Annotated in this window: 23 protein-coding genes; 10 read left to right on the top strand and 13 right to left on the bottom strand. The window is 69.8% G+C overall.

Annotated elements, in window-relative coordinates:
* The first annotated feature begins 205 nt into the window (after window positions 1-205).
* Complete coding sequence (locus AB0L64_RS26435; protein WP_363714187.1) at window positions 206-1300, top strand: S-(hydroxymethyl)mycothiol dehydrogenase; 1095 nt, start codon at window positions 206-208, stop codon at window positions 1298-1300.
* Here AB0L64_RS26435 and AB0L64_RS26430 read toward each other — a convergent pair.
* A complete protein-coding gene (locus AB0L64_RS26430) occupies window positions 1297-2667 on the bottom strand; it encodes an MFS transporter (RefSeq protein WP_363714185.1) in 1371 nt (456 codons plus the stop codon). The genes AB0L64_RS26435 and AB0L64_RS26430 overlap by 4 nt on opposite strands.
* Before the next feature lie 135 nt (window positions 2668-2802).
* Here AB0L64_RS26430 and AB0L64_RS26425 point away from each other — a divergent pair, with 135 nt between their 5' ends.
* Entirely contained in the window at window positions 2803-3750 is a 948-nt protein-coding gene (locus tag AB0L64_RS26425) for a sigma-70 family RNA polymerase sigma factor (protein WP_363714183.1), read from the top strand.
* On the opposite strand, the gene AB0L64_RS26420 is transcribed toward AB0L64_RS26425, so the two are convergent.
* From AB0L64_RS26420 to AB0L64_RS26390, 7 genes are all read right to left on the bottom strand, one after another.
* The gene (locus tag AB0L64_RS26420) at window positions 3736-4230 is read right to left on the bottom strand and encodes a GNAT family N-acetyltransferase (protein ID WP_363714181.1); all 495 of its coding nucleotides are present in this window, start codon (window positions 4228-4230) and stop codon (window positions 3736-3738) included. The genes AB0L64_RS26425 and AB0L64_RS26420 overlap by 15 nt on opposite strands.
* Before the next feature lie 83 nt (window positions 4231-4313).
* The gene (locus AB0L64_RS26415) at window positions 4314-5288 is read right to left on the bottom strand and encodes an aldo/keto reductase (protein WP_363714179.1); all 975 of its coding nucleotides are present in this window, start codon (window positions 5286-5288) and stop codon (window positions 4314-4316) included.
* A gap of 84 nt (window positions 5289-5372) precedes the next feature.
* Entirely contained in the window at window positions 5373-5807 is a 435-nt protein-coding gene (locus AB0L64_RS26410) for a MerR family transcriptional regulator (RefSeq protein WP_363714177.1), read from the bottom strand.
* A gap of 50 nt (window positions 5808-5857) precedes the next feature.
* The gene (locus AB0L64_RS26405) at window positions 5858-6250 is read right to left on the bottom strand and encodes a Fur family transcriptional regulator (protein WP_359932284.1); all 393 of its coding nucleotides are present in this window, start codon (window positions 6248-6250) and stop codon (window positions 5858-5860) included.
* A gap of 85 nt (window positions 6251-6335) precedes the next feature.
* Window positions 6336-7340 (bottom strand): metal ABC transporter permease, encoded by a 1005-nt coding sequence (locus tag AB0L64_RS26400; RefSeq protein ID WP_363714174.1) that lies wholly within the window; start codon window positions 7338-7340, stop codon window positions 6336-6338.
* Window positions 7337-8110 (bottom strand): metal ABC transporter ATP-binding protein, encoded by a 774-nt coding sequence (locus AB0L64_RS26395; protein ID WP_363714172.1) that lies wholly within the window; start codon window positions 8108-8110, stop codon window positions 7337-7339. Before AB0L64_RS26395 ends, AB0L64_RS26400 begins: the two co-directional genes overlap by 4 nt.
* Complete coding sequence (locus AB0L64_RS26390; protein WP_363714170.1) at window positions 8107-9048, bottom strand: metal ABC transporter substrate-binding protein; 942 nt, start codon at window positions 9046-9048, stop codon at window positions 8107-8109. Before AB0L64_RS26390 ends, AB0L64_RS26395 begins: the two co-directional genes overlap by 4 nt.
* 51 nt (window positions 9049-9099) lie before the next feature.
* On the opposite strand from AB0L64_RS26390, the gene AB0L64_RS26385 reads away from it, so the two are divergent.
* Together AB0L64_RS26385 and eboE are read left to right on the top strand one after the other, a co-directional pair.
* Window positions 9100-10383 (top strand): YibE/F family protein, encoded by a 1284-nt coding sequence (locus AB0L64_RS26385; RefSeq protein WP_363714168.1) that lies wholly within the window; start codon window positions 9100-9102, stop codon window positions 10381-10383.
* 108 nt (window positions 10384-10491) lie between these two features.
* On the top strand, window positions 10492-11640 hold the full coding sequence (eboE, locus tag AB0L64_RS26380; RefSeq protein WP_363714166.1) for a metabolite traffic protein EboE: 1149 nt from the start codon (window positions 10492-10494) through the stop codon (window positions 11638-11640).
* Here eboE and AB0L64_RS26375 read toward each other — a convergent pair.
* Window positions 11599-12837 (bottom strand): FAD-dependent monooxygenase, encoded by a 1239-nt coding sequence (locus tag AB0L64_RS26375; RefSeq protein ID WP_363714164.1) that lies wholly within the window; start codon window positions 12835-12837, stop codon window positions 11599-11601. The two genes, eboE and AB0L64_RS26375, sit on opposite strands and share 42 nt — an antisense overlap.
* Window positions 12838-12928: 91 nt before the next feature.
* Here AB0L64_RS26375 and AB0L64_RS26370 point away from each other — a divergent pair, with 91 nt between their 5' ends.
* Window positions 12929-13471, top strand: a complete 543-nt coding sequence (locus tag AB0L64_RS26370; RefSeq protein ID WP_363714162.1) for a helix-turn-helix domain-containing protein — start codon at window positions 12929-12931, stop codon at window positions 13469-13471.
* A 13-nt stretch (window positions 13472-13484) separates the two neighbouring features.
* On the opposite strand, the gene AB0L64_RS26365 is transcribed toward AB0L64_RS26370, so the two are convergent.
* From AB0L64_RS26365 to AB0L64_RS26355, 3 genes are read right to left on the bottom strand one after another with little or no spacing between them, the layout of a single operon-like run.
* Window positions 13485-13781: a DUF6703 family protein gene (locus AB0L64_RS26365; RefSeq protein WP_355688907.1), complete on the bottom strand. Its 297-nt coding sequence runs from the start codon at window positions 13779-13781 to the stop codon at window positions 13485-13487.
* Window positions 13782-13809: 28 nt separating this feature from the next.
* A complete protein-coding gene (locus tag AB0L64_RS26360) occupies window positions 13810-14913 on the bottom strand; it encodes a class I SAM-dependent methyltransferase (RefSeq protein ID WP_363714159.1) in 1104 nt (367 codons plus the stop codon).
* 37 nt (window positions 14914-14950) lie between these two features.
* Window positions 14951-18001, bottom strand: coding sequence for an AAA family ATPase (locus tag AB0L64_RS26355; RefSeq protein ID WP_363714157.1), 3051 nt, complete (start codon window positions 17999-18001; stop codon window positions 14951-14953).
* Window positions 18002-18037: 36 nt separating this feature from the next.
* Here AB0L64_RS26355 and AB0L64_RS26350 point away from each other — a divergent pair, with 36 nt between their 5' ends.
* The 5 genes from AB0L64_RS26350 (at window position 18038) to AB0L64_RS26330 (ending at window position 22661) form a co-directional block, all read left to right on the top strand.
* Window positions 18038-18349, top strand: coding sequence for an antibiotic biosynthesis monooxygenase (locus AB0L64_RS26350; protein ID WP_363714155.1), 312 nt, complete (start codon window positions 18038-18040; stop codon window positions 18347-18349).
* A gap of 103 nt (window positions 18350-18452) precedes the next feature.
* Entirely contained in the window at window positions 18453-19838 is a 1386-nt protein-coding gene (locus tag AB0L64_RS26345; RefSeq protein WP_359932311.1) for a glycine--tRNA ligase, read from the top strand.
* Between the two features lie 2 nt (window positions 19839-19840).
* Complete coding sequence (locus AB0L64_RS26340; protein ID WP_363714153.1) at window positions 19841-20506, top strand: hypothetical protein; 666 nt, start codon at window positions 19841-19843, stop codon at window positions 20504-20506.
* A gap of 1 nt (window position 20507) precedes the next feature.
* Window positions 20508-21629 carry a tRNA dihydrouridine synthase DusB gene (gene dusB, locus AB0L64_RS26335; protein WP_363714151.1) on the top strand — a complete coding sequence of 374 codons (1122 nt, stop codon included), beginning with the start codon at window positions 20508-20510 and terminating at the stop codon, window positions 21627-21629.
* A 450-nt stretch (window positions 21630-22079) separates the two neighbouring features.
* Window positions 22080-22661, top strand: coding sequence for a dihydrofolate reductase family protein (locus AB0L64_RS26330; RefSeq protein WP_363714149.1), 582 nt, complete (start codon window positions 22080-22082; stop codon window positions 22659-22661).
* On the opposite strand, the gene AB0L64_RS26325 is transcribed toward AB0L64_RS26330, so the two are convergent.
* The gene (locus AB0L64_RS26325; RefSeq protein ID WP_363714147.1) at window positions 22637-23134 is read right to left on the bottom strand and encodes an ATP-binding protein; all 498 of its coding nucleotides are present in this window, start codon (window positions 23132-23134) and stop codon (window positions 22637-22639) included. The two genes, AB0L64_RS26330 and AB0L64_RS26325, sit on opposite strands and share 25 nt — an antisense overlap.
* Between the last annotated feature and the right edge of the window lie 96 nt (window positions 23135-23230).

Genomic DNA, 23230 nt, shown 5'->3' with positions numbered 1-23230 from the left:
CCCAACTCTGGCCGCCCCCGACCACCCGCCGGGAGCACCGCTCGGCGGACGCCCTGTCCCCCGACCGGTGGACAGGGCGTCCTTGAGCGCCCACCAACCGTTCTCGCGGCCTCGGAATGGTTGGTGGGGGCTCAAGGACGGGGTGTGGGGTGCGGCGGCGCGCCGGGTGGTGACGTGGGGAGGGCCGGGCGGCTAGGTTCGGGGAATGGCTCAGACGGTGCGTGGTGTGGTGGCGGCGGCCAAGGGTGCGCCGGTGACGATCGAACAGATCACGATCCCGGACCCGGGTCCGGGTGAGGCGGTCGTACAGGTGCAGGCGTGCGGGGTCTGCCACACGGACCTGCACTACCGTGAGGGCGGGATCAACGACGAGTTCCCGTTCCTTCTCGGGCACGAGGCCGCGGGGATCGTGGAGGCGGTCGGCGACGGCGTCACCGACGTGCAGCCGGGCGATTTCGTCGTACTGAACTGGCGGGCGGTCTGCGGCAACTGCCGTGCCTGCCTGCGGGGCCGGCCTTGGTACTGCTTCAACACGCACAACGCGCAGCAGAAGATGACGCTGGCCGACGGCACCGAGCTGAGCCCCGCGCTCGGCATCGGGGCGTTCGCGGAGAAGACCCTGGTCGCGGCCGGGCAGTGCACGAAGGTCGACCCGGCGGCGAAGCCCGAGGTCGCAGGCCTGCTCGGATGCGGCGTGATGGCGGGCCTCGGCGCCGCGCTCAACACCGGCAACGTCGGCCGCGGAGACACCGTCGCCGTGATCGGTTCGGGTGGCGTCGGTACGGCGGCCGTGGTCGGCGCCCGCCTCGCGGGGGCCGCGAAGGTGATCGCGATCGACATCGACGAGCGCAAGCTCGCCACCGCGCAGGAGCTCGGCGCCACGCACGCGGTGAACTCCAAGGCGCTCGACCACGACGGCGTCGTCGCGGCGGTGCAGGAGCTCACCGGCGGCTTCGGCGCCGACGTCGTGATCGACGCGGTCGGCCGGCCCGAGACCTGGAAGCAGGCGTTCTACGCCCGCGACCTGGCCGGCACGGTCGTGCTGGTCGGCGTACCGACTCCCGACATGCGCCTGGAGATGCCGCTGCTGGACTTCTTCGGCCGCGGCGGCTCGCTCAAGTCGAGCTGGTACGGCGACTGCCTGCCGACCCGTGACTTCCCGCTGCTGATCGACCTGCACCTCCAGGGCCGCCTGCCGCTGGACCGCTTCGTCTCCGAGACGATCGCGCTGGACGAGGTCGAGGACGCCTTCGCGAAGATGCATCACGGGGACGTCCTGCGCTCGGTCGTCGTCTTCTAGCGAGCTCGGACCGCCCGGGCGAGGAAGCCGGCCGCGACGATGCCGATCGCGGCCGTCAGCGCGATCGACCAGCTCGTCGTGCCGAAGGACCGTAGCGACAGGAACAGCGTTCCGAAGAGCGTGACGCCGCCGACCTGGCTGAGTTGCATGGCGGTGGTGAGGATGCCGCTCGCGTCGGCGGCGCGGGCCAACGGCACGTGGACCAGGGATTGGGTGACGAGCGGGCTCGCGGCCAGACCCATGCCTGCGCCCGCCAGGACGAGACCAGGCCACAGAACGGACAGGCTGACGCCGGCATAGCCGAGCGCGCACAACGCGAGGCCGGCGGGAACGACGAGGTGGTGCACTCGGCGCGGGAGGGCACGCCAGAAGTAGCCGACCAGGCCGAACGTGACGGCGAACGGCAGCCAGGTGAGACCGGCCTGCGCAGGGGATTCACCGAGTTCGTTCTGCAGGTGGAGGGTGAAGGTGAACAGGAACCCGCCCATCGCCAGCAGCGTGCAGACGAGCGTCACGAGACCGGATGGCAGACCGCGGGCGCGCAGTACGTCGAGGTTCAGCAGCGGGTCGCCGCCGCGGTCCGCAAGCCGCCGTTCGAACCGTACGAAGACCACCGCGACCACCACCCCGGCGGCGCTGCAGCCGAAGGTCCAGAGCGGCCAGCCGACCTCCTGACCGACCACCGCCGGCAGCACCATCAGCAGTACGGCGCAGGTCGACAGCGCCAGGCCGATGACGTCGAGACGGCGCGTCGCGCCCGGCCGGTCCGCCGGCACGGACAGCGGTACGAGCAAGGCGAGGCAGATGCCGACCGGGACGTTCACCAGGAACACCGGGCGCCACCCGGAGCCGAGCAGGTTCGCCCCGACGAGGAGCCCACCGGCGATCAGCCCGGCGACCTGACCGGCGGACAGCGTCACGCCGTACGCCGACAAGGCCTTGGCCCGGGCGGGACCGGTGAAATGCGCCTGGATCAGGCTCATGATCTGCGGCACCATCAGCGCCGCCGCGATCCCTTGCACGAAGCGGAACAGCACCAGCGGCAGGATCGCCGGGGCCAGGCCGCAGGCGAGTGACGCGAGGGTGAACAGGATCGCGCCGGTCACGTACGTCCGGCGGCGACCGTAGAGATCGCCGAGCCGCGCGCCGGTGACCAGCATCATCGCGTACGCGACCAGGTAGCCGCCGACGACCAGTTGCAGCCAAGCGCCGGAGGCGTGGAAGCCGGCACCGATGGCCGGCATCGCGACGTTCACGATCGAGGTGTCGAGCAGCGCCATGAACTGGCCGAGGAGCAGGACGGCGAGCATCAGCCCGCGCCGGGTGTCCGGGCCCGCCGGGCGGTCGGTGGTTGTTACAGCGGTCATCAGGTTTCTCCCTTGTCTGCACGGGACGTGGGGTATACCTGGCGGGTCGGCAGGATTCATCGGCGGCCGACCGATGATTTTCGCGAGGTTGCGCGGTACGTACTCCGGAAACCGAACCGTGGGAGGCTGACCTCGATGGACCGTGACGAATTCGACCTGCGGGCCGAGCCGCACCGGCGTGAGTTGCTGGTGCACTGCTACCGCATGCTGGGGTCGATCCAGGACGCGGAAGATCTGGTGCAGGAGACGCTGCTGCGTGCGTGGCGCGCCGCTGACTCGTACGACGAGCAGCGCGCCTCGATACGGACCTGGCTCTACCGGATCGCCACCAACGCGTGCCTGACTGCTCTCAAAGGCAGGGGCCGGCGCGCGCTGCCGTCGGGACTCGTCAGTGCAAGCCAGGATGCCCAGGCGGCGATCGAGCTGAACACGGACGTGGCCTGGCTGCAGCCCTTTCCGACGGCCGGCGACCCGGCCGCTGCGATCGCCGCCCAGGGGAGTCTGCGGCTCGCCCTCATCGCTGCCATGCAGTACCTACCGGCCCGGCAACGTGCCGTCCTGGTACTGCGGGACGTCCTCGACTGGCCGGTCGCGGACATCGCCGAGGCGCTGGAAACCACGACCGCAAGTGTGAACAGCGCGCTTCAGCGGGCCCGCGCCAGGCTGGCCGAGATCGACATCACCGAGGACGACGTCGACGAGCCTGACGACCGGGAGACCAGTTCCGTCATCGACGACTACGTGCGGGCCTTCGAGGCCGCCGACGTCAACGGCCTGACCCGGCTGCTCACCGACCAGGTCGTCCTGGAGATGCCGCCGGCCCCGCTCTGGTACGTCGGGCGCGACGCGTACGGCGAGTTCATGGCCCGCGTGTACGCGATGCGCGGCCCGGCCTGGCGAGTGCTGCCGACCGTGGCCAACCAGCAGCCGGCCGTCGGCGCCTACGTGCGCGGGGACGACGGACGCTTCCACGCGCACAGCCTGCAGGTGTTCACGGTCACCAAGGCCGGCATCACTCACAACGTCGTGTTCTTCGGCCAGGACCTGTTCGCGTACTTCGACCTGCCCTTACACCTTGAATGAGATCCACAGGTCCGGCGGCGCGTCCGGCTTGCCCGGGATCGGCCGAGCCTCCTGCGTCCATACGTCGCCGGAGATCTCGGTGGCGACCCGCTGCCAGAACCTGACCGCCTTCTCGTTGTTGGCCTGGAAGGCGACCTCGCAGGGGCCGGGGTGGTGCGCCAGCACTTCCTGGACTGCCCGCAGTCCGAAGCCGCTGCGACGCACCGGTCGCACCATGAAGAACCCGTTCAGCACATGTACCGGCTGCTGCAGTGCGCGCATGAGGCAGAACCCGACCGGGTTCTCGCCGAGCGAGATGACGTACCCGGCCCACTCCGGATGGCCGGTCAGGGCGTTGTCCAGCCACTCGGTGCGGTAGCTGCCGTCGGGTCGCGGGAGCTGGCCCTGGAACTCGGACATGTCGTGGCGGAACATCAACCACAGCCGCTCCATCACGGGTCGGTCGGAAGGCTCCACACGGCGCACCAGAAGATCGGACATAGGTCTCCTTCGAAAGGGTCGGAAACGCAGAAAAGCCTCCCGCCGGAAGAGTCCGGTACGGAAGGCTTACTGCGGTCAGTGTATCAGTCGCGCGGTGCGGTCTGCCCGGCGACCCAGTTCATGTCCGGGTAGCGGGTGCCGACCGGCGTCAGCTTCGCGAGCGCCTCGACGTCGGCGGCGGACAGTTCCAGTCGCAGCGCCGCGACGTTCTCCTCCAGGTACTTGCGCCGCTTCGTGCCCGGGATCGGCGCCACGTCGTTGCCCTGCGCAAGCACCCAGGCGAGCGCGACCTGGCCGGGCGTCGCGTCGTACCGGCCGGCCACCGCGCGGATCTCCTCGACCAGGGCGAGGTTCGCGTCCAGGTTGTCACCGGAGAAACGCGGCAAGGTGCGGCGGAAGTCGTCGGCCGGAAGGTCCGCGGGCAGCGCGCCGGTGAGCATGCCGCGCCCGAGCGGCGAGTACGGCACGATCCCGATGCCGAGCTCGCGGCAGGCCGGCAGCGCAGACTCCTCGATGTCGCGGCTGAACAGCGACCACTCGCTCTGCACCGCGGTGATCGGATGGACGGCGTGCGCCCGCCGGATCGTCTCCGCGGACGCCTCGGACAGGCCGAGGTACCGGACCTTGCCGGCCTCGACGAGCTCGGCCATCGCGCCGACCGTCTCCTCGACCGGCACGCCGGGATCCATCCGGTGCTGGTAGTACAGGTCGATGTGGTCGACGCCCAGCCGCCGCAGCGACGCGTCGATCGCGGACCGGACGTAGTCCGGCGACCCGTTCACGCCCCGCACCGCGTCGGTGAGCGGATCTCCGGTGATGCCGAACTTCGTCGCCAGGAACACCTCGTCGCGGCGGTCCGCGATCGTCCGGCCGATCAGCTCCTCGTTGGCGCCGAAGCCGTAGATGTCGGCGGTGTCCAGGAACGTCACACCGAGATCGAGGGCGCGGTGCAGTGTCGCGGCGGACTCGGTGTCGTCGGTCGTGCCGTACGCGTAGCTCATCCCCATACAGCCGAGTCCGAGCCGGCTGACCTCGGCGCCTTGGCTACCCAGTTTCATCAGAGTCTTCCCTTCAGATGGCCTTCAGATGGCATGGCTCCGCCGGCCGAGCGTCCGCGACGGTCGGCTGAGCTCAGTGGTCGGTTACGGGGCGGCGGTGCCGCCGTACACGGTGATCTTGTAGTCGGTCACCGCGAGGGCGAGCTGCAGATCACGCAGCTGCCGCTGGATCCGGTCGCGGTGCTCCTGCATCAGGGCGAGCCGCTGGGGTGCGGTGTGGTCCCCCTCGAGCACCAGCTCCAGATAGTGGCTGATCGTGCCGATCGGCATGCCGGAGGCACGCAGCCTGCTGATGAACACGATCCGCGCCATCGCCCGCTCGTCGTAGCTGCGGTAGCCGGCGGCGTCCCGGCGTACGTCGAGCAGACCGATCCGCTCGTAGTACCGCAGGGTGTGCGCGGTGAGGCCGGTGAGCTCGGAGGCCTCCGCGATCGACAGCTGCTCGGGCAGATCCTCCGGCAGCTCGAGCAGGCACAGCAGGTCCCGGTCGATCGGCTCCAGTACCTCGGTCGCGTTCATGTCTACGACCGTATGCCTTCGAGTGCGCTCAAAGGCAAAGGTGACCTACGTCACGCCTTCTGGCACTCCGCGCAGGTGCCGAAGATCTCCAGGGTGTGGCTGATGTCCGCGTACCCGTGCTCGGCCGCGACCTTGTCGGCCCAGCGCTCGACGGCCGGGCCTTCGACCTCGACGGTCCGCCCGCAGTTGCGGCAGACCAGGTGGTGGTGGTGACCCTTCGAGCAGCGCCGGTACGCCGTTTCGCCGTCGGCGGTGCGCAGGACGTCGACCTCGCGGGAGTCCGCGAGCGCCTGCAGGGTGCGGTAGACAGTGGTCAGGCCGACGGCCTCACCGGCGGACCGAAGCTCCTGGTGGATCTCCTGGGCGGTCCGGAAGTCGTCGATCTTGTCGAGCGCGTGCGCGACCGCCGCGCGCTGACGGGTCGAGCGTGTTCCGATAGCCACCGTTCCTCCTGTCATCTCATTACCGCCGTCCAGTCTCTCAGAAGTCAGCAACCCACTGCTGCATCACTGCTGCATCGCTGCTGCATCAGTGCTCGTCCCAGTGGTCGCCGTGCGCCGCGTGCAGATGCCCGTCGTGCACGTAGTCGACATGGTCGCCGTGCTCGACCTTCTTGTGCCCGCACTCCTGGTTGTGCGCGTGCGGGTGCCCGGCGCTCACCACATGCGGCTCCGGCGCCGGCACGCCGATCTCCGGCTCCTCGTCCGCGAGTGGACGCGCGCGGCCGGCCCGCCGTCGCAGCAGCGTCCCGACCGTCGCCGCGACGACGAACCCGGCCAGCGCCAGTACGACGATGGTCGCGCCCGGCGCCACGTCCGCGTTGTACGACGTGACGATGCCGGCGAGACAAGCCGCCACACCGATCACGCATGCGGTGATGAACGTACTGCGGAACGACTGCGTGATCTGTTGCGCCGTCGCGACCGGAACAACCATCAGTGCACTGACCAGCAGCAGCCCGACGGTGCGCATCGCGACCGTCACAGTGACCGCGGCCATCACAGCGATCACCAGGTTGAGCAGCTGGACCCGGAGCCCCGTCGTGCGGGCGAACTCCTCGTCCTGGCAGACCGCGAACAGTTGCGGGCCGAGGCCGATCGCGACGACCAGGACGGCGACGGCCAGGCCGACGACGACATACAGGTCGCTCTGGGAGACGGTGGTGAGTGAACCGAACAGGTAGGTGTTCAGCGTGGCTGCGCCCTGACCTGCTAGTCCGATGAGCAGTACGCCGCCCGCGATGCCGCCGTAGAAGAGAAGCGCGAGCGCCACGTCGCCCGTGGCCTTGCCGCGGGCGCGGACCAGCTCGATGGCGGTCGCTCCGGCGATCGAGACGATGATGGCGGTCAGCACCGGTGCGCTGCCGGTCAGCAGGCCGAGCGCCACACCCGTGATCGCGATGTGGCCGATGCCGTCACCCATCAGCGACAGCCGCCGCTGCACCAGATACGTCCCGATGGCAGGCGCCGACAGCCCGGTGAGCAGGCCCGCGATCAGGGCCCGCTGCATGAACTCCAGCTGGAACATGGTCATGACGGGAGCCACCCCGGTTCGTCGTCGGTGGTGTGCGAGTGGTGGACGTGGGCGTGCGTCTGCGAGGCGTGCGGCGGGCCGTCGTACACGATGCGGCCGCGGCGCATCACGACCGAGCGGTCGATCAGCGCGTCCATCGGGCCGAGGTCGTGGCTCACCATCACCACGGTCGTGCCGCGCGCGACCCGCTCCCGGATCGCGTCGGCGAAGATCTGCTGGCTGGCCAGGTCCACACCCGCCGTCGGCTCGTCGAGGATCAGCAACTCCGGGCCGGACACCAGGGCGCGCGCGATCAGCACCCGCTGCTGCTGCCCGCCGGACAGCTCGGCGACCGCGTCCTTGCGCCGGTCGGCCATGTCGACGACCTCGAGCGCCTCCTCGATCGCCTGCTTGCCGGCGGCGCCGAGCGGCGTGAACAGCCGCCGCTTCGACAGCAGGCCGGACGACACCACCTCGTACACCGTCGCGGGCACGCCGCCGGCCGCGGTGATGCGCTGCGGCACGTAGCCGACACGGCGCCAGTCGCGGAACCGGGGGACCGGCGTCCCGAACAACCGGACCTCGCCGCGGGCCGCGGGAAGCAGCCCGACCACGGTCTTGATCAGCGTGGACTTGCCGGAGCCGTTGGTGCCGAGCACGGCGACCACCTCGCCCTGGCGGATCTGCAGGTCGATGCCCCGAAGCACCAGGCGGCCGCCCAGGTCGACCGAGAGATCGGCGACCTGGACGGCCTTGGCCGGTTCTGCCGGTTCTGCCGGTTCTACTGTCACGAGCAGCCGTTCGCTTTCTGTAGCTCTTGCAGGTTCTGCCGCATCAGGGTCAGGTAGGTTTCCTGGGAGTTGGCGTCCGACAGGCCCTCGATCGGGCTCAGCACGGCCGTCTTGACGCCGACGTCCTCGGCGATCGTCTCGGCCACCTTCGGACTGACCAGCTCTTCGTAGAAGATGGTCGTCACGTGCTGGGCCTTCACGATGTCCTGGACCTCCTTGATCCGGGCCGGTGCCGGCTCCGCGTCCGGCGTGAATCCGGCGATCCCGACCATCGTCAGACCGTACCGCTTCGCCAGGTAGGCGAACGCCTCGTGGCTGGTCACGAACGTCTTCAGCTTGCAACTCGCCAGACCGGTCTTGTAGTCGGTGGCGAGCTTGCCGACCTGGTCGAGCAGGGCCTTGGCGCGCTCGTGGTACCCGGCCGCGTTGGCGCTGTCGACGCTCACCAGCCGGTCCTCGACGGCCTTGACGACCGCGGCGTAGCGCACCGGGTCGAGCCAGAAGTGCGGGTCGAGGGCGTCGTCCTTGTGCGCGGCCGCCTCGGCGCCTTCCTCGTGCTCCTCGAAGTCGGCGCCGGTCGCCTCCAGTTGCGCGGCCGGGGCGACGTCGAAGCCGGCGTCCTTCGCGTTCTGCTCGACGGCCTCGTCGACGGCGGGCTGCAGGTCCTTCTCGAACAGGACCAGCTTCGCCTCGGCGATCTCGCCGACCTGCTTGGGGGTCAGCTCGAGGTCGTGGGGCTCCACACCGGGCGCGGTCAGGGTGGTCACGTGCACCGCGTCGCCCCCCACTGTGCGGGCGATGAACTCGAGCGGGTAGAACGAAGCCACGACGTCGAGCTTGCCGCCACCGGAGTCGTTGGCGGAGCCGCCGCACCCGGCCAGGGTGAGGGCGGCCAGGGCGGTGGCGCCGGCGACAACAGCTCGAAGACCAGATCTCATGACAATCATTTTCATTTAACTGGAACTGATTGTCAAAACAGGGAGTTCAGATTGGCCAGCCGCAACGTCGGGCGACGACGCGCCGACCCCAAGCGCAACCTGCGCCGGGCGCTCGATATTCCGCCGGGTCACGGGCATGGACACGGACATGGACACGGTCACGGGGATCATGTGGTCGACACGTCGGTGGTGAACTCCGACGCGATCGTCGCCCGCCGGGTCCGGATCGTGGTCGCCGCGGTGCTGGTCCCGCTGCTGCTGGCCGCCGTGGTGGCGATGATCGTGATGTGGCCCGGCGGTGACGTGAAGGTCGCGTCGTACCAGACCGCCACGGCGCGCGGCGAGGTCACCGCGGTCAAGGCCTGCCCGAACGTGAAGGACCAGTGCGACGAGGCGACGGTCGAGCTGACCACCGGGGCCGACAAGGGCGCGGTCATCCCGGTGCAGGTGCCGAAGGCCGGCCAGACGTCCATCCCGGTCAAGGTCGGCCAGTCGATCATGCTCGGTGTCCAGGACGCACCGAAGGTCGCCGACCGGTACTCCTATGTCGATCACGACCGGACCAAGCCGCTGTTGTGGCTGGCCGCGATCTTCGCGGTCGCCGTCGTCGCACTCTCGCGCTGGCGCGGTTTCGCGGCGCTGATCGCGCTCGCGGTGACCGCGGTGATGCTGACGCAGTTCATCCTGCCGGCGATCCTGAAGGGCGAGAACGCGCTGCTCGTCGCGGTCGTCGGCGGCACGGTGATCATGGCGATCGCGTTGTTCCTGACCCATGGAATCAATGCGGAGAGTTCGATCGCGCTGTCCGGGACGGTCGCCGCGCTCGGGCTGACGGTGCTGCTCGGCTGGTTCTTCACCAAGTTCTGCCAGCTGAGCGGCCTGGCGTCCGAGGGGGCATCCGGGGCCAAGGCGCTGGCGCCGGACATCGACCTGACCGGGTTGCTGGTCGCCGGGATGGTGATCGGCGCGCTCGGCGTGCTCGACGACGTGACCGTCACCCAGGCCGCGGCGGTCTGGGAGCTGTCGGCCGCGAACCCGTCCGCGAACCGTCGCGAGCTGGTCAGCGCCGGCCTGCGGATCGGCCGGACGCATGTCGCCTCGGTGGTCAACACGCTCGTCCTCGCGTACGCCGGCGCCGCGCTGCCGATACTGCTGATCTTCGCCATCCAGGACCTTCCCGGCCGGGCGGTGCTGTCCACCGAGTCGGTGGCGATGGAGGTGGTCCGCGGCCTGGTCGGCAGCCTCGGGATCATCGCGGCCGTCCCGCTCACGACCGCCCTTGCCGCGATGGCGGTCGCCGACCGGTCCCGCGACCTGGTGGCCTCGCAGGACTAACCGAAAATCAGCCCTTCCGCCTGAGCCTTCAGGCTCTTACGCTGCTGCTAAGTCACGGAGAGTCCGCCTGCGACTACCTTCAGTGGCATCACGGGGTGAGGAGTGCTGATGAGGTTTCGTCATCGGGACGGTTCGACCGTCCACCTGGGGTACAGCGCGACCGTGCATCCGGCCGCGGAGCTCGACGAGCTGGTCGCCGGGCTCGATGCGTGCGCCGGTGCGGTTCGGAAGGCGCTCGGCGTGCCGGTCCTCGGGGTCGGCCTGTGGTTCCCGCACCGGCTCGCCGATCGCCTGGCGAACTCGCCGTCCGCGCTCAGCAAGCTCCGCCGCGCGCTGCACCGGAACCGGCTGGAAGTCGTCACGCTGAACGGCACCCCACACGCCCAGTTCGCCGACAAGGTCGTCGGCACCAAGCTGTACTGCCCTGACTGGACCGATCCCGAACGGCTCCGCTACACGCTCGACCTGATCGACGTACTGGCCGAGTTGCTGCCCGCGGACGCGCCGTACGGATCGATCTCGACCGTGCCGCTCGGCTGGCGGGTGCCGTGGTCGAGGGACCGCAATCGAGCCGCGCGCGAGGCGATCGACCGCGTCGAGCAACATCTCGCCCGGACCGAGACCAGGACCGGCCGGACGATCCGGATCGCCGTCGAGACCGAGCCGGGCTGTGTCCTCGAGATGATCGGTCAGGCCGCAGCCTGGCTGGACCGCTACGCCAGTCCGTACGGTGGCGGGTCGCGCATCGGGCTGGGGCTCGACACCTGTCATCTCGCGGTGCAGTTCGAGGAGCCGGCCGAGTCGTTCGAGCTGTTGTGGCGTGCGGGCGTGGATGTGGTCAAGGCGCAGTTGTCCCTCGCGCCGACGCTCGTGGACCCGTCGGACGCGTCCGGTCGCTACGCCCTCGGTCAGCTCGGCAGACCGAAGTACCTGCGGCAGGTGCGTGAGTGGGGCGGCCCTGGCGTCGACGACGTGGCGCAGGCCAACGAACTGTCCGGTCACGCGGCCTGGCGGATGCATGCGCACTTGGCGGCCCATGCCGCGCCACCGGATCCGTTGAGCGCGACAACCGGCGTACTGGACGAGTGTCTGACCAGGCTGGTCGGCGGCGGGCATCCACTCACGCACCACCTGGAGTCGGAGGTATACGTGTGGCCGCGTGCGCCCAGAACCCAACAGGCGTTGGCGAAACGGATCGCCAAGGAGCTCGCTTGGCTACGTGACCGGCTGACCGCGCTCGGGCTGGATCAGGTCTGAGTAGTCCGGCATCGGGACCGAGCTGAGCGCCTTGCCCACCGAGTTCTGCGACCAGATGAAGCGCTGCACCGATGTGGGCAGCTTCGCCAGCGCGGCGGCTGCGGTCGGCATCAGCCGCAACGCCAGGGGACCGGCCGGAATGATCGTGCGCATCACCTTCGGTGCGAACCGGCGGCTCTGCTCGACGACCGGCCGGATGGTCCGCTCGTAGTTGCGGAGCCCGGACGGCAGATCGCTACGAGCCGCGGCCAGCTCACCCGCCAGGATGTACGCCGCCATGACCGCAAGGCTCGTGCCGCCGCCGACTGCCGGGCCGGGGCAGTAGCCCGCGTCGCCGACCAGGCCGATCCGGCCGCGGTGCCAGGTGTCCAGAGTGATCTGTGCGATCGAGTCGAAGTAGAAGTCCTCGGCCGGCACCAGGTGCTCCAGCAACTGAGGCACCTTCCAGCCGTAGTCGCGGAACTCCTTGACCAGCAAGGCTTTCTGCTCGTCCTTGTCGCGGTAGTCGTAGCGCAACTCAGGCGCGCGGAACAGGAAACCGGCGCGAACCTGACCGGTCTGGTGGACGCCGTAGATGCCGACCAGCTTGCCGACGGAGAAGTGCGACAGCGTGTGGTTGCCGAGACCGAAGACGTCGGGCATCGAGAACACCGCGAGGTATCCGCCGAGCGGCCGGAGCATCGGCTCCTCCGGACCGAAGACGAGCCGCCGGACGTTGGAGTGCAGCCCGTCGGCCCCGATCACCAGGTCGAAACGGCGCTGCGTCCCGGACTCGAACGTCACGTCGACACCGGCGCCGTCGTCGTGCACGGCCGCGATCGAGTCGCCGAACACGTACTCGGCGGTGTCACGCGTGGCGGCGTACAGGATCCGGGTCAGCTCGCCGCGGAGGATCTCCACGTGCCGGCTCGAGATCCCGGCATACATCCGGCTGAGGTCGACCTCGACCGGGCGCTTGCCGAACCGCTCGATCGTCATCGCGTCGAGTCGCGTGCGGGCCGCCTCGATCGCGTCCCAGCAGCCCATCCGGCGGGTGACGTCGGCGGCCGAACTGAACAGGTCGACGGCATGCCCGCCGAGTCCGTGGCGGCCGGCCGGCGTGCGCTCGACGAGCGTCGGCTCGAAGCCGTACCGGTGCAGCCAGTGGGCCAGCACCGGACCGGCCACGCTGGCACCCGAGATCAGGATCTTCTTCATCGTGACAACCTCCTTACTTATCGGAAGGTAAGTAAACGGGGGTGCGATTGTCAATGGCTTACTTACCGGAAGGTCAGCTAATCTTCGGGGTATGCCGAGACGACGGACGGGCGACACCCGGGCGCGGATCCAGCAGGCCGCGCTGGAGCTGTTCGCCGAGCGCGGGCTGCAGCAGACCAGCCTGCGCGACATCGCCGACCGCCTCGGCGTCACCAAACCCGCGCTGTACTACCACTTCGCGTCCCGCGAGGACCTGCTGAACAGCCTGGTCGAGCCGATGATCGCCGACTTCGAGGCGTACGCCGCGGCGCAACGAGCGGCCGCACCGGTCCCGCCGCGGGAGCTGCTCGGGTCCTACTTCGACCTCGCCCACCAGCACCGCGCGCTGATCCGGCTCGCGATCCGCGACCTGTCGGTGCTGCACGAGCTGAAGCTCGCCGACCGCTTCATCGAATGGCGCGGGACGCTCGCCGAGCTCCTGGTCGGCGCGAGTCCGTCGCTGTCGGACGCGGTCCGGTGCATGGTCGCGCTGGGCGGGCTGTCCGACTGTGCGGTGATGATCGACCACGAGCCGGTCGCCGAGCTCCGCGAGGCCGCGGTCGACGCGGCCTACGACAGCCTCGGCCGCCCCTGAAGGACCGCGCGGCTCAGCCGGTCGCGATCCGCGAGACCGCGAACAGCAGGATCACGAGGATCGAGAAGATCCGCAGGAACCGCGGCCCGTTCGTCACCGCCGGCCACGACAGGAACGCCAGCCACCCCAGCAGCAACGCCAGCAACACCAACGCAGGCACCCCCACCGGCACCGGAGCGAACACTCCGACCAGCGCCAGCACCAACGTGATCCCCGGCAACGTCAACTTGGGCGCGGCGTGCAGCTTGGCGACGTACGGATAGCTGATCTTCGTGATCCGCTGCCGCAACGGACTGCTGGGGGTGCTCATGAAGCCATTGTTCCAGGTCGCGGAACCACTACGGGTGCAGCCGGTAGAACCGCCAGAACGGGTGGTCGATCGGCAGCACGTCGACCGATCCGAACCCGGCCTTTCCGGCCAGTCGGCGCAATCCGTCCGGGCGCAGCATCGTGCCGACGACCTCGGAGTCCTCGTCGACCCGGCCCTGTGGCGTGCACCAGATCACGCTGGCCGCGGCCAGGAACCGCTGCACCTCGTCGCCGGGCGCGGCCAGCACCTCGTCGGCGCGCTCGTCCATGACGATCACCGAACCGCCTGGTGCGAGCGCCTCCCGGGCTGCGGTCAGCGCGTCGACCGGGTGCGCGAAGTCGTGCAGGCACTCGAAGAACGTCACCACGTCGTACCGCGTCCCGTCCGCGGCGACCCCGGTGATGTCGCGGACCTCGAAGTCGACGCGGTCGGCCACGCCCTGCTCCGCGGCGTTGCGGCGGGCCCGGGTGATCGAGTCCTCGTCGTTGTCGTAACCGTCGACGCGGACCGCCGGGTACGCCTTCGCGAGCTCGATCGCCGACCAGCCGGCGCCGGTGCCCAGATCCGCGACCCGCGCGCCGCGGGACAGGACGTCGTGCAGGCCGGGAACCGCCGGGATCCACTCGGCGACGAGCGAGTTGACGTAGGCCGGCCGGTTGAGGGCCTCCTGGGCGATGACCGCCTCCTGGCCGTACGCCGTGTACGGGACGCCGGCGCCGCTGCGGAACGCCTCCACGAGCTGCGGGAACGCGTGCCCGACGGCGGGGAGGATCGCGGCGAGCCCGGCAGCGAAGAAGGGGTTCGCGGGGTCGAGCAGCGTCTCGCGGATCCCCGGCGCCAGGTCGTACCGATCGGTCGCGACGTCGGTGCCGTCGATCGTGAGCAGGCCGCTGATCGCCTGTGACTGCAGCCATTCGACGACGTACCGGTGGTCGAGACCGGTCCGGCCGGCGACCTCGGCGCCGGTGGCCGGACCGCTCTCGCCGATCGCCCGGTAGAGCCCGTGGACGTCGCCGAGGTAGACCGTGAAGAGCTCGGCGGCGCCCAGCGCCGCACCGAACATCCGCCCCATCAAGGCTTCCGCAGCGGCTAGGTCGGTCGTGGTGTCGGTCGTGGTGTCGGTGGTGGTCATGTCGATCCCTCCTGAGGTAGGTACTGCCTTCACCACCTCAGGCGCCAGGTGCGGACTGGCAATGCCAGGTGACCTCGTCCTCGGGTTCGTACACACACTGACGGCCGGTGCGGATCGAGACGCGCAGGTGCCGCCCGAGCGCCGGATGAACCTGGTCGATCGCCTTGATCGCGGCCGTGATGCGCATCGAGACCGCTTTCCGGCTCCGCTCGACCGGGTCACCCGCGGTACGGGCCCGTCCGCCGAGTCCGAGTGCGCCGGCGAGCTCACGGGTCAGGAAGTCCCGCTCCGCCCGGTCGTTCTCGGCGCGGGCCAGATCGTTGCCCGCCTCCGCCTCGACCAGATCGTCCTCCAGTTCGAGCAGCCGTTCGCGGTACGCCGTCCGCGCCCGGTCGTCGAGCACCGGGCCGAGGTCGCCGCCGGCCACCCGCCCGGGTCCGGACAGGTCGAGCACACTGACCGGAGTACGCGGCCGGGCCAGCAGGATCGCCAGGTCGCGAACTCCCTTGGAATCCGGCACATGTGCGGTCACTCCGCGCCAGGTCGCCGCCCAGGTCGCACCGAGCCGGCAGAGTTCGCCGGCGTCGACCGCGCGGTGGACCCGACCACCGCCCAGCTCTGCCAGCGCCTTCTCGGTCTCGGCGGTCAGCGTTCCGGCGTCCACCGCCCGGTGCGCGTCGAGCGCGGACTCGAGCAGCCGGCGCGCCTCCGGGCGTCCCAGCTGAGCCGCCAGCCGGCCGAGGAACAGCGAGACGGTCCCGAGACACGCGCCGCCGATCCCGTCGATCACCCACAGATCGGCGTACGGCGCCAGCGCGTCGTACGCGAGTGCCGCTGCCTCGTCGTCGGCGACGAGCCGCGCGGCTTCACCGAAGAACGCGATCGACTCCAGCCATTCGGCGTCCTTGACGATCGCGTCCAGACCGTCGCGGACGCGATGGCGGACGATGCCGCGGCCGCGGTCGAGCACGCCGGCCTGGATCGAGTAGAAGGCGTACGGGCCGTCTGCCATCGGGTTGCCGCCGTACGGCGTCATCACCTCCTCGAGGTACGCGCGCAGCGACGGCATCGTCCCGGTCGCGCAAGCGTGGGCGGACCGCAGCGCGAACACCATCAGGCGGGCGTTCACACTGTCCGCCTCCTCGGCGAGCCGGGACGCCTGGTCGATGCACGCCGTCGTTTCGTCCAGGCGGCCGGTCATCAGTGCGCGCATGCCCTGCCAGATCGGCACCAGCCAGCTGTGCAGGGGCAGGCCGAGTGGCCGCACGGTGTGCGCGAACGCCGCGATCTGCCCGTCTGCCTCCGCGAACCGGCCTTGTTCGAGCAGAGCTACGACTAGTTGGCGGCGGGCGAGCAGCACGAGGGCCACATCGCCGATCGCGGACGCGGTCGCCAGCATGCGTTCGGCGGCGGCGACCCGTTCGGCCACGTGGTCGGGCCCCGCGTGCACGTCGCACCACGCCGCCAGTGCGGCGACCTCGGCGCGCGGATCGCCCGCTTCCCGGGCCAGCGCCACAGCTTGTTCCGCCAGGTCCCGCGGCCGGTCGCCGTGATCGGTGAGGGTCTGCCCGAGGGCGAGCCGGGCGACGGCCGCGGCCTTGAGAGCGGCGTCGGGCAGCTCGGGCACCACCTGTTCGAGCAACTGGGCCTGCTCGATGTCGGTCAGGTCGACCTCGAACCCACCAACGCCGCCGCCCATCGCCAGCACCGCCCTGGCGACTGTCTCCGCCTGACCGGCGGCCGCGGCCTCGCGCGCGACACCACGCAGGGTTTCCCGTCCGCTGGTAAGTTCGCCGGCCAGCACCTGGGCCTCGCCGAGTTCGAGGCGTACCGCCGGATCGATGTCGCCTGCCCAGCGGTAGAAGTGCGCCGCTTGTTCGTAGCCCGAACGGCGCATCGCGGCCCGAGCGGCGATGAGCGCGAACTCCCGCGACAGATCGCCGGCCTCAGGGTGACCGACCGCGGCACGGTAGTGCGCGGCGACCCTTCCGGCATTGGCCTCGAGCAGGTCCGCGCTGCAGCAGGTATCCACCAGCGGCAGACCGTGGGTCACGTTGTGCACCCCGGTCGGGCAACAGCGTCCGGTGAGTTCCTGGGCGGCCCGCAGGTGCAGATCCGACCGCCGTACGGCACCGAGACCGGAGTAGACGACCTCGCGGACGAGAGAGTGTGCGAAACGGAACCGATCACCTTCGATCTCGGACAACCGAGCGGCCGTCGCGTCACCGAGAACGGCCAGGACATCGGTCGTCGCCGTCTGCTCGACGGCCGCCAGCACGTCGAGTTCCACCTCCTCACCGAGGACCGAGGCCGTCGCGAGAACGTCGTACGCCGGTTGGTTGAGGCGGGCGAGGCGCCGTTCGAGTACCTGGCGGACGCCGGTCGGGGTTTCCGTGGACGTCGTACCGCGGGCCGCATGCAGCCGGGCGAGCTCCTGGACGAAGAACGGATTGCCTCCGGTCCGCGCATGGACGTCGGCGGCGTACCCGGGATCCACGCCGGCACCGATCACCCGCTCCACCAGCTGAGCGGTCGCGGCCCGGTCCAGACCGGCGAGCGGCAAGCGGACGAACGCGGGCGGCATCGCCCGCAAGGTCTCCGCGGCGCGCTCGGGGACGTCGACCGCGTTGTCACGGCTGCTGATCAGGAGCAGGCAGTGGAGTTCGGGAACGAGTCCGGCCACGAAACGCAGCAACGTCAGCGTCGGACCGTCGGCCAGATGGACGTCCTCCAGGATGACGATCGCGGGCCGCTCGGCGGTCGCCGCGGCGAGCTGATCGGCAATCTCCACGAAGACAGTGGCCCGGCCAGTGGCCGCCGACTCGGGCAGCGCGGTGCTCAGTCCAAGTGCCCGGAACGCCTGCCGCCACGGCCAGTAGGGCAGGGTCTCCGTCTCAGGGCACCGGCCCCAGGCGACGGCGTACCCGCGATCGCGCACGGTGTCCGCGAAGGCCGATGCCGTGGCCGACTTCCCGATCCCGGCGTCGCCGATCAGGAGCGCACCCTGGCCGCGGCCGCGGTCGACCTCGTCGAGGAGGCCGGCGAGGACGCCGAGTTCCCCGGCCCGGCCGACCACACGCTCATCCATACCGCCACTGTGCGCCGGAGCCCGCCACCGGGGGAAGTGACGATCGCTTACCGTAAGGTGATCCGGGTGTTCGTGGTGATCAGGTTCCGGGTGGGTGAGGCCCAGCAGGCCGCGTTCGGCGAGCGCTTGCAGGCAGCCGTGGACGTGCTGGCCCTGCAGAAGGGGTTCGTCGCGGCCCGCACGGGGCGCAACGTCGACGACCCGGAGCTGCTCGCGCTGACGCTGGAGTTCGAGAACGTCGGAAGTTACCGGCGGGCGCTGTCGCCGTACGACGTGAAGCTGACCGCCGTGCCGCTGCTGTCCGAGGCGATCGACGAGCCGACCGCGTACGAGGACCTGCTGCCGTAGCACGGATTCGGTCGCGGCCACCCCGGACCGATAGCCTGGTTCCTTCCGTAGATCTGTCAGTACCCGTTCTGTACCCGTTCTGTGCCCGTTCTGGAGTCGAAAAGTGCCCGTGGAAACCGTCGATGCCGTCGTCAGCCTCAGCAAGCGCAGGGGCTTCGTCTATCCGTGCGGCGAGATCTACGGCGGTACCAAGTCGGCCTGGGACTACGGGCCGCTCGGCGTCGAGCTGAAGAACAACGTGCGCACCCAGTGGTGGCGGACGATGGTGACCGGCCGCGACGACATCGTCGGCCTGGACTCCTCGGTGATCCTGCCGACCCAGGTCTGGGAGGCATCCGGCCACCTGGCCGAGTTCGTCGACCCGCTGACCGAGTGCCAGTCCTGCCACAAGCGGTTCCGCGACGACCACCTGCGCGAGGACTTCGCCCGCCGCAAGAACAAGGATCCCGAAGCGGTCGAGCTGGCCGAGATCGCCTGCCCGAACTGCGGTAACAAGGGCACCTTCACCGAGCCGCGGATGTTCAACGGGTTGCTGAAGACCTACCTCGGCCCGGTCGAGTCCGAGGAGGGCCTGCACTACCTCCGCCCGGAGACCGCGCAGGGCATCTTCATCAACTTCGCGAACGTGATGGGCACCGCGCGGAAGAAGCCGCCGTTCGGGATCGCCCAGGTCGGCAAGAGCTTCCGCAACGAGATCACCCCGGGCAACTTCATCTTCCGGACCCGCGAGTTCGAGCAGATGGAGATGGAGTTCTTCGTCGAGCCCGGCTCCGACGAGGACTGGCACGAGTACTGGCTGAAGGCGCGCTGGGACTGGTACACCGGCCTCGGGCTGAACCCGGACAACATGCGGTTCTACGAGCACCCGAAGGAGAAGCTGAGCCACTACTCCAAGCGCACCGTCGACATCGAGTACCGGTTCAACTTCGGCGGCAAGGAGTTCGACGAGCTCGAGGGCATCGCGAACCGCACCGACTTCGACCTGACCACGCACTCCAAGCACTCCGGCGCCGACCTGTCGTACTTCGACCAGGAGAAGGGCGAGCGCTGGACGCCGTACGTGATCGAGCCCGCGGCCGGCCTGACCCGCAACGTGCTCGCGTTCCTGCTCGACGCGTACACCGAGGACGAGGCGCCGAACGCGAAGGGCGGCGTCGACAAGCGGACGGTCCTGCGGTTCGACCCGCGGCTCGCGCCGGTCAAGGCCGCCGTGCTGCCGCTGTCCCGCAACGCCGACCTCTCGCCGAAGGCGCGCGACCTGGCCGCCGAGCTGCGGCAGAACTGGAACGTCGACTTCGACGACGCCGGCGCGATCGGCCGCCGCTACCGCCGCCAGGACGAGATCGGTACGCCGTACTGCATCACCGTCGACTTCGACACCCTCGAAGACCACGCCGTGACGATCCGGGAGCGGGACTCGATGAAGCAGGAGCGGGTCGCCCTCACCGAGGTCACCGGGTATCTCGCCCAGCACCTGGTGGGTTGCTGACGATGAAGCCGATTCGGGATCTGGCCGTCTTCGGACTGGTGGCCGTGGCGCTGCTCGCGCTGGTGTCCTGCTCGGACACCAAGCCCGAGGCGGGGACGTCGCCGACGGCGCCCGCCACGAGCGCGCCGCCGTCGAGCGCGCCGATCCCGACCGCGTCGACACCGACGCTGACCGCGCTGCCGACACCGTCGAAGCCCTGGCCGACGCCGAAGGTCACCGGGGAACCGGAGTCCGACGCGCCGCTCGCCGAGCGGATCACGTTCGCGATCGCGAAGCAGGCCCAGGTCACGGCCGGCAAGGCCGCCGCGACGACCGTGAAGTGCCCCGGCATCGACACGGTCGAGACCGCCGGCAAGCACGAGCTGACCTGTACGGTGACGTACGCCGGGAAGCCCTACACCGGCACGCTGACGGTCGACGCCAGGCAGTACTCGGCGTCGTACAAGTTCACCTCGCAGTCGGTCGCGATCGTTCGCGCCAAGGTCGTGGACGCCGTGCTCCGGACCGTCACGGACGCCGCGAAGGTGACCTGCACGATGGACGATGTTGCCGTCGTCAAGCATTCCGGCGAGCCGATCGCGTGCGACGTGACGACCACCGCCAACGCCGTACAGCCTTACAAAGCACAGGTTTCCGGCGACGGACAGGTGCTGGTGGCGAAGGCCTGACATGCTGCACCTGGGAAATCTGACGATCGAGACGCCGGTGGTGCTGGCGCCGATGGCCGGCATCACGAACGCGGCGTACCGGCGGCTGTGCGCCGAGCAGGGCGCCGGGCTGTACGTGTGCGAGATGATCACGTCGCGCGGCATCGTCGAGGGCGACCAGAAGTCGCTCGACATGCTGACGTTCGACGCGCGCGAGACCGTGCGGTCGGTGCAGCTGTACGGCGTCGACCCGACGTACATCGGGCGCGCCGTGCAGATCCTCTGCGACTCGTACGGCGTCGCGCACATCGACCTGAACTTCGGCTGCCCGGTCCCGAAGGTGACCCGCAAGGGCGGCGGCGCGGCGCTGCCGTGGAAGCGGAACCTGCTCGGCGCGATCCTGCGCTCGGCCGTACACGCCGCCACGCCGTACGGCGTGCCGGTCACGATGAAGACCCGGATCGGGATCGACCTCGACCACCAGACCTACCTGGACGCGGGGCGGATCGCTGCGGACTCGGGTGCGGCGGCGATCGGGCTCCACGGTCGTACGGCGTCACAGGCGTACTCGGGGCAGGCGGACTGGTCCACGATCGCAGCCCTGGTCGAGCACGTGGATATCCCGGTGCTCGGCAACGGCGACATCTGGGAAGCCGGCGACGCCTTGCGGATGGTCGCCGAGACGGGCTGCGCGGGCGTGATCGTCGGACGCGGCTGCCTCGGCCGGCCGTGGCTGTTCCGCGATCTCGCGGTCGCGTTTTCCGGTGGTGAGGCGCTCAACCTGCCGACGCTCGGCGAGGTCGCGGACGTGATGCGCCGGCATGGCGAACTGCTCGCGGAGTTGATGGGCGAGCAGCGCGGCCTGCGCGACTTCCGCAAGCATGTCCCGTGGTACCTGAAGGGCTTCCCGGCCGGCGGCGAGCTCCGCGCCGCGCTCGGCATGGTCGACTCACTCGCCCGGCTGGACGAGTTGCTGGAGGAACTCGACCGCAGCGTCCCGTTCCCGGTCGCCGAACTCGGCGCCCCCCGCGGACGCCAAGGCAGCCCCCGCGACCACATCGTCCTCCCACAAGGCTGGCTCGACGACACCGACGGCCTGACGGCCGATCTCGCCGACGCAGAAATCGGCGTCTCCGGCGGCTGATCCCTCCCGGACAGCCGCGAAAGGACACCGCTTCGCGGTGCCTGTTCTTTGGCCGCCTCCGGCGGCGTGCGCAGTGTGACCTGATCGCTGCGGTGCGGTGGATCGTGGCCGGGTGCCGGGTGCCGGGTGCCGGGTGCCGGGTGCTGGGGTGCAAGACGGCTGTTGTTGTCCCGCCTGGGGAAGACGCCGGCGAACGGACCGCGCGTCGCGGCGACTGTTTTGGTCGCCTTCGGCGGCGCGTATGGCTCGCAGCGCAACCTGACCGCGTCGGCGAAGTTGACCGGTGCTCAGCCCTGCCGCCTGGGTGATTTGGATGTGCGAAACGGGTGCAGCCGTCCCGGCCCGCTACCCGTCCCGTCTGCAAGAGAATCTGCTGGGTAGGTGTCGGATCTCGGGTTCGGCATTCGTTGGATGGACAAAGAGCGCACCGGCCTAACCGAGGAGAGCATCATGACCGCGACCTACACCTTCGACATCTTCTGCACGCTCGACGGGTTCGGTTCGTACGACGAGAACGGGGACTGGGGCGGCTACTGGGGCAAGGCCGGGCCGGAGTTTCTCGAGCGGCGGCTGGACTCGTACAACTCGGAGCAGCGGCTGGTGCTGGGTGCGAACACGTACCGGTTGTTCCTCGACATCCTCGGCCCGAGCAGCGCGCCGAAGGTCGACGACCCGGTGAACAACCGGATGATGGCGATGCCGTCGACGGTCGTCTCGACCACGCTCGACGGCCCGCTGGACTGGGCGAACGCAACCCTCGCCCACGGCGACGCGGTCGACGTCGTCGCCCGGCTGAAGGAGGAGTCCGACCTGCCGCTGCGCTCGCACGGCAGCCTCGCGATGAACCGCGCGCTGATGGCCGCCGGCCTCGTCGACCGCGTCCAGGTCACGATCTTCCCGGTCATCTCCGGCCGCACCGGCTCCGACCCGATCTTCGGCGGCGCCGCCGACTTCGACCTCGAACTCCTCGAGTCCCGAACCCTCGACGGCAACACCCAGGAGCTCGTCTACCGCCCGACCCTCCACACCTGATCCAGGTCCTCGACGGATCGCACCCGTACAGCGCCCTCGTCGTCCCCCGGCGGCTCGAACCCGGCAAGGTGCTCCTCCAGGACGTCGACCCCGACGTCCCGCCGCCGCGGATCGACAAGGTTCTCGGCCCGGCGCCGCCGTACAGTCGCGTCGTCCACATCGACGTACAGCAAGGTGAATCCGGCACCCGCACCCGCCGCCAGCGACCGCCACCCGTCCCGCAGGAACCGCGGCGAACTCGTGTCGTCGACGACCACAGACGCCCCCGCGCTCAGCAGCCCACGAACCTCGTCCGACGCCAGCTCGTGGGTCCGGATCCATTCATCGACAGGAATGCCGTCACCGCCCCACAGCCCGCGCCGCTCGTTGATCTCGTCGAGGCTGACGATCCGCGCCTCCAGTCGCGGCGCCAGCACGCGCGCCACCGTGCTCTTCCCGGAGAACGACTTCCCGCACAGTAGAACGAGCCTCACACCGAACACCCAACCACCCATCCCCGCGAACCGACGACAAGTAATGGTGTGTGGGGACAAGTAATACCTTGTCCCCACACACCATTTGGTGTTCCC

Source organism: Kribbella sp. NPDC051936, assembly GCF_040680955.1.
Lineage (GTDB): Bacteria > Actinomycetota > Actinomycetes > Propionibacteriales > Kribbellaceae > Kribbella.
Note: the sequence above shows the minus strand (reverse complement) of the source record. Positions and strands in the feature narration are given on the sequence as shown.